This window comes from Stieleria sp. (assembly GCF_041595215.1).
GTDB lineage: Bacteria > Planctomycetota > Planctomycetia > Pirellulales > Pirellulaceae > Stieleria > Stieleria magnilauensis.
On record NZ_JBFHKV010000437.1, the window covers coordinates 1 to 6,431 of the forward strand.

General features: G+C 59.1%; 5 protein-coding genes. 3 read left to right on the forward strand and 2 right to left on the reverse strand.

What is annotated here, in order from left to right:
- A partial coding sequence (locus ABX749_RS17230) for a GNAT family N-acetyltransferase (protein WP_372897053.1) occupies positions 1-204 on the forward strand: 204 nt, incomplete at its 5' end.
- A 252-nt stretch (positions 205-456) separates the two neighbouring features.
- On the opposite strand, the gene ABX749_RS17235 is transcribed toward ABX749_RS17230, so the two are convergent.
- Positions 457-3,459: a zinc-dependent metalloprotease gene (locus ABX749_RS17235; RefSeq protein ID WP_372897054.1), complete on the reverse strand. Its 3,003-nt coding sequence runs from the start codon at positions 3,457-3,459 to the stop codon at positions 457-459.
- 572 nt (positions 3,460-4,031) lie between these two features.
- On the opposite strand from ABX749_RS17235, the gene glyA reads away from it, so the two are divergent.
- Together glyA and ABX749_RS17245 are read left to right on the forward strand one after the other, a co-directional pair.
- On the forward strand, positions 4,032-5,294 hold the full coding sequence (gene glyA / locus ABX749_RS17240) for a serine hydroxymethyltransferase (protein WP_372897055.1): 1,263 nt from the start codon (positions 4,032-4,034) through the stop codon (positions 5,292-5,294).
- A 74-nt stretch (positions 5,295-5,368) separates the two neighbouring features.
- The gene (locus ABX749_RS17245; protein WP_259633624.1) at positions 5,369-5,833 is read left to right on the forward strand and encodes a response regulator; all 465 of its coding nucleotides are present in this window, start codon (positions 5,369-5,371) and stop codon (positions 5,831-5,833) included.
- A gap of 49 nt (positions 5,834-5,882) precedes the next feature.
- On the opposite strand, the gene cmoB is transcribed toward ABX749_RS17245, so the two are convergent.
- Positions 5,883-6,431: tRNA 5-methoxyuridine(34)/uridine 5-oxyacetic acid(34) synthase CmoB (gene cmoB, locus ABX749_RS17250; RefSeq protein WP_372897056.1), on the reverse strand; the 549-nt coding region annotated here is incomplete at its 5' end.

The following is a 6,431-nucleotide window of genomic DNA, read 5'->3' on the forward strand; positions in this document are numbered from 1 at the left end:
GTCGAATTTCGCACGCACTTCTTCAACCGCCGCAGCCGTGTCGCGATCGAACGTCTTGGCGCGAAGCTGGACGGGGTTTTGCGCAACCACCAGATCTTGTCCGATGGGACGCTGCGAGACACGTGCGTCTATTCGATCCTCGCCAGCGAATGGCCGGCGGTCAAAACGCATTTAACGTTTCTGGTGCAGCAACGCGGCGAATAGTTGCCGCCACTGGATCAACCGAACTCGCGTTTTCGAGCGAATGCTGGGCAGGGCCCGTCGGCTCGCGGCAAACGGCTGATGGTCGTTTGACATCAGCCGGTTCGCGCAAGCGTTGGGGCTGCGACTCCGTTTCTTCTGGCTTGGGCCCGTAGGCTCGCGCCAAACGGCTGATGGTCGTTTGAGCTCGGTACAAACGAAACGACCTCTCCCGAAGGAGAGGTCGCGTGGTGATCAATCGGGGGCGGAAACCGCTTACTCTTGCTCTTGCGTTTCACCAAAAATCAGCATGCCCGAAAAGCTGGGCGCCTTGGCTGAGTTGTAGGTGTAACCGGCTTTGAGCGCTTGCTCGATCCGCATGGAGACTTCATGCAGATGGGCCCGTGAGTAGGCGTCCATTTTCTTTTCGCACTTCTTCAGTCGCATGTCGATCTTCTTCATCAGATCGACCAGCTGCATGCGTGCCAGGTCACCGATCGGCTTGTAAGCCGCCGCGCCATCGTTCTTCTCCAGGATCAGATCGATCAACCGTTGGACATGCTCTTGCTGCAGGTTGCGGCGGAGCGAGCTGATCATCGGCTGGCGATTGCTGCGGTTTTCGGGGCAATCAGATTCGAGTTCCGTCCAGGCGGCATTGCTGATCGTGGTGAGCAAGTCGGGCAGCGTCAACGCATCGTCTTCGGCGGGCAGCCGAAGTTCGTTGTCATAGACGCGACGCAGCGTCGTGGGGCTCATCAACCAGGTCAGCGCGGAAGCTTGCAGGCCGAGCACACGGTCGTGGATCGGCCAGGTCGCTTCACCGGACGTCCCGAAGTGGGCACCGCCATCGAGCCATTGATCAGACGTCATTCGTTCGAGCAACTTGGGCGTCAAGCCGAAGGCACTGTCGTTGAACGTCTGGTCGATCACAAACTGCATCGCTTCACGTTGCTGTTTTGCCGGGACGACGACGACCGGGGGTCGATCGTTCGGATCCCCTTTCTTGTCTCGGTTGACGAACGCTCCGCCGACCCAATTGGCCATCATGCTTGCCGCACGGGTCTGGATCGATAGAGTCAATTCGTAGCCGCGACGTGCCTTGGCCCAGCTGTCACCGTCTTTGACAAACTTGTCCAAGATACGCTCGCGATAGAGCTTGACCAGTTTCATCTGCTCTTGAGCGTAGTCGAGCGGATTGGCGGAGAAGTCGTAGCGGCGGGCGAGCGGATCGGGACCGTTGGTGTCTTCGTCGGTTGCGTATTGCAACTCCGGTTCGACGCAACGTTTGAGGATCGTGGGCAACGCCTTTTCGTCAAAGGTGTAACCGTATTCGATCGCCCAATAGTCGTACGGCCCGATGTCGATCATGGTGTAATCGCCTTGGACGTCGCCGCTTTCATAGCGGAAGTTGATCGGGATGTAGTCCATCACCGAAGCGGTGAAGACTTCTTTGCCCTTGAGTTCTTCGCTATTGATTTTGTCGAGCGGGTGCAGTGCCGAGCCTTTGAAGTTGTGACGCAATCCGAGGGTGTGTCCGACTTCGTGAGCCACCAGGTCGGCCAACAGCGGTCCGACGAACCAGTCCGGCATGCCGTCGAGCATGTCCACCGAATCGTCTTTCTTCTCGTCGTCCTTTTTCTCGTCGTCGTCCTTGTCGTCGTCTTTCTTCTCAGCGTCGTCGTCCTTCTTGTCGTCCTTGTCGTCGTCTTTTTTGTCGGCGTCGTCGTCCTTGTCGTCGGCGTCATCCGCGTCGTCCTTGTCCGATGCTTCGTCGTCCTTTTCTTTCTCGTCGTCCTTCTTGTCTTTCGCGTCGGCCTTGGGTTTGTCTTCCATCATGGCCAGTGCCCAATCCATTCGCGCGACCGCGAGGTCGAGGCTGCGGGCGTTAGCGGCCATGCACATGCCGTTCTTTTGGCTGAGGTGACCGATCAGCCCGTCAAACTCATCGTCGCCGATCAGTGACGAATCGGCGGCGGCCATCGAGAAACCCGCGTAGGGTTTCTGCGCGTCTTGGGCGATCTGTTGACGAACTTGCGCGACCTTTGAGGGGGAGGTCATTCGGACGCGTGGGTCCCAGGACGGGTGCTCGCTGAGCCAAGCCAGCGTTTCCGGGCTGGCCCCTTCCATCGCCAACTTGGGCAGCAGGTCGTCGTAGTTGTAGTTGTAGTAGCGGATCCAGCCGTCGGTCAGAATGATGTCGGCGTCGAGGATCTCACCGGTCATCGGGTGGACGCGGCTGGGGCCGATCGCGGTGCCGATGTCATTGTTCAGCCAACGGATGAAGTTGTAGCGAACGTCTTCGGGGTCCTTTTCCATGTGGGCGCCGCTTTGGGCGTCCTGGTAACGGACTTCGATCGCGTCGACGATGCCGACTTTTTCAAAGGCTTTGTTCCAGTAGTCGACACCGGCGCGGATGAACCGGCGATAGCGGACCGGGGCGGTGTGTTCGACATAGAAAATGATCGGGTCTTTGGGCGGACTGAGCTTCAGTTTCGAATCGCGTTTTTCCAAGTTCCAGCGATTGATGTAGCGAATCCGCGTCTCATCGTCGGTGTACTTGCTGAGGTCGGAGTAGGTGGTGGTGAAGAACCCAACACGCTGGTCCGCCAAACGCGGCTTGAATCCGCTGGACGGATTGGGGACTTCGCTGAAGGAGTAGTGCAGGGTTTGAAAGCGGCCGGCGGCACCGACCGTCTCCAGGGCGACTTCCACGTTGGACGGGAAGACCTTGATCGACTCAATTTTTTTGATTCGCGAATTCGAGATACGGACACTTCGTCCGAAGAAGGTGCTGGCGTTGCCCAACAAGAGCGAGTCCAGATCAATGACCGGACCGCCCGCACTGCCCTTGGCGACGATCGGGATGTCGAGCAGGACTTTGTCGGTGAACAAGCGGGCGACCGATGCCTTGGACTCCGGATCGCCGGTGGCACGGATCGACAGGTTCGGCGCGATCAGGGCGAGCCGATCGTCATACTGCCGCCACTTGACGACCAGTTCCCCGGATTGCAATCCGGCATAGGTGTCACCGCTGCTGACCGTCAGGGCGATGAAGTAGCTTTTGGTCGCGAAATTTTTCGGCAGTTCGGCCAGCAGCTGAGCGTCTTTGGTCCGCTGCCAGACATTGAAGAATCCCTTGCGATTCTCCTGGTCGGAGACTGGGACTTGTTCGTAGCCCTCGGAAACTTTGTCAAAAGTGGGCAATTCAGCCGCTGAAACGCGACGTTCAGCCGCAGATAGAGTCAGCAAAAAAACAAAACCGGCGACGGCGTATTTCATTCCAGGCACTCGAGCATCAGGTGAAAATGGAAACGAAGCAAGCGTAGGTCACGCTTTGGGCGGGGCTGGGGTCGGCGGGCGCCGGCAGGCCGTTATTCGGGCCAGGATTCATCAAGCCAGGGCCATCAGGCACCTGCCGGGGCGCGATCGGGTAGCGGACCGTGAAAAACCCTCTCAGGTCGAACCGGCAAAAGCTGCCCAGACCAAACAATTGATTGTACCGTTTTGAACATGAAGGTGGGATAGTTTTTACGAATCTGCGGCCGAGATCGGTTCTGCCGAGGGCCCGCATTGCGGTCGAAGCCGGAGGGCGTCGTGATCGGTTGGGGGCCGCTGTGGCTTCCAAACGCTTCGCTGTGGCCTCCGAACGCTTCGCTGTGGCTTCCAAACGCTTCGCTGTGGCTTCGACAGGTGTTGCCGGGCGGGCGCGAAAACCGCCCCACGGGCCGCGGGTTCCTACCATGCCAAGGATTGACTGGTTTTGGTTCCCCATCAACAATCCTTGAGACGCACCGGGACAACACGTGGTTCCCGAATTCCAATTACCAGGCATTTCTCACTGCAAGGCCACGATGAATCCGCTCCAACAACAAGACCCCCAAACTTGGGACGCCATCCAGGACGAAGCCCGCCGTCAGCGCGATGGGCTGGAAATGATTGCCAGTGAGAATTACACCAGTTTCGCGGTCATGCAGGCCGCCGGCAGCGTGTTGACCAACAAGTACGCCGAAGGCTACCCCGGTCGCCGCTACTATGGCGGTTGCGAGCACGTCGACGTGGTCGAATCGCTTGCGATCGAGCGGGCCAAGCAGCTGTTCGGTGCCGAGGTGGCCAACGTCCAGCCCCACAGCGGTTCCCAAGCCAACACGGCCGTCTACCTGTCCTGCCTGAAACCCGGCGACAAGGTTTTGGGCCTCGATCTGGCCCAAGGCGGTCACTTGACGCACGGCATGAAGCTGAACATCAGCGGCCAGCTGTACGATTTCCACTCCTACGGCGTGACCCAGGACACGAATCGATTGGATTTTGACCAGATCGCCTCGCTGGCCCGCGAACACAAGCCGAAGCTGATCGTTGCCGGTGCGAGTGCCTACCCCCGCGAAATCCCCCACGACAAGTTCGCCGAGATCGCCGAGGAAGTCGGTGCGCGGCTGATGGTGGACATGGCCCACTACGCCGGATTGGTGGCCGCGAAGATTCACAACAGCCCGGTCGGGTTAGCCGATTATGTCACCACGACGACCCACAAGACGCTGCGTGGCCCCCGCGGCGGCTTGATCCTGTGCAAGGAAGAACACGCCAAACTGATCAATCGAAACGTCTTCCCCGGCACCCAGGGCGGTCCGCTGATGCACGTGATCGCGGGCAAGGCGGTGTGCTTCGCCGAAGCGTTGACCGATGAGTATCGGACGTACGCCCAGGCCGTGGTCGACAACGCCAAAGTCTTGGCCGAAACGCTGATCGCCGCCGGATTGCCGCTGGTCAGCGGCGGCACCGACAACCACCTGATGCTGGTCGATGTCACCTCGGTCGGCCTGGGCGGGAAAGTCGCCGAATCCGTCTTGGACAGCTGCGGGATCACGGTCAATATGAACATGATTCCGTTCGACAAACGCAAGCCGATGGATCCGTCTGGGATTCGAATCGGCACGCCCGCGTTGACCACGCGGGGCATGGGCGCCAACGAAATGCGTCGCATCGGTGCCTGGATCCACAGCGCCCTGTCCAACGCCGAAGACACCGAGCTGCATGCCCGGATCCGCGGTGAAATTCGCGAAATGTGCGAAAGCTTTCCGGTTCCGGCGGATCAAGAGTCCCATGCGACGATCGCTTAGGCAGTCGTCGCGAGCCCGCCGCTGGGCGCCCCCAACCCGTCACTTCCATCGCCCCGACATCCCGCACGCTGACCATGACTGATCCGACCTTGCCGGAGGGAACTCATCGCATCCTGATCGCCGACGACAACGTCGCCAATCGCGAGTTGCTCGAAGCCTACTTGGCCGAGATCGATTGCGAAATCGAAACCTCCGTCGATGGTCAAGACACGCTCGACAAAATCGCCTCCTTCGAGCCCGACGTCGTGCTGTTGGATGTGATGATGCCGAAGCTGAGCGGTTTCGAGGTCTGTAAACAGATCAAAGACAACCCCGACACGTCACGGGTCATGGTCTTGATGGTCACGGCGCTCAACGAGCTGGGCGACATCGAACGCGCCGTCGCCGCGGGGACCGATGACTTCATGAGCAAACCGGTACAAAAGGTCGAGTTGCTCAAGCGTGTCGAGAACATGCTCAAGCTCAAGGGCATGAACGATGAACTGAAGCGATTGCAACAGTACATCCAGGCGATGGAAGACGCCCAGCGGGCTTCGTGAGCTTGGATTGATTGGGCAAGTCGTTCCGTCCTCATCATTCTGCCCCGGATCATTCTGCCTTCTTTTTCGTCGCGACGACGGTCGCGCGAATTGGCCCCGGGTAGCCTTCGATCGTCTTGGATGCGTCTTCTGGGTCCAGAAAATCGGCGAGCGACTGAAAGGTCATCCAGTCCGTTGAACGTTGTTCATTCGTGTCGGTCGGGGTGATGTCAATCGTTTTGATGTCTTCGAAACCAGTCCGACGCAACCAGCGAAACAGCATCTCCAGCGACGGGATGAACCAAACGTTTCGCATCTGCGCGTAGCGGTCTTCCGGCACCAGCACGCTCGGCTGGTCGTCTTCAATGATCAGCGTCTCAAGCACCAGTTTGCCGCCGGGGACCAGGGCACCGGCCAGACTTCTCAAGTGATCGATCGGACTGGTCCGGTGATAGAGCACGCCGGCGGAGAAGACGACGTCGAACGCGCCGAGTTTTTCAGGCAAATCGGTGTCGACCATCGGCAGCACGAAATTGCGACGTGGCCCGGTCTCGTATCGATCGAAAACTTCGAACTGCATCAAGAACCGCAGGATCGGGTCGAGCCCCATCACCATCGA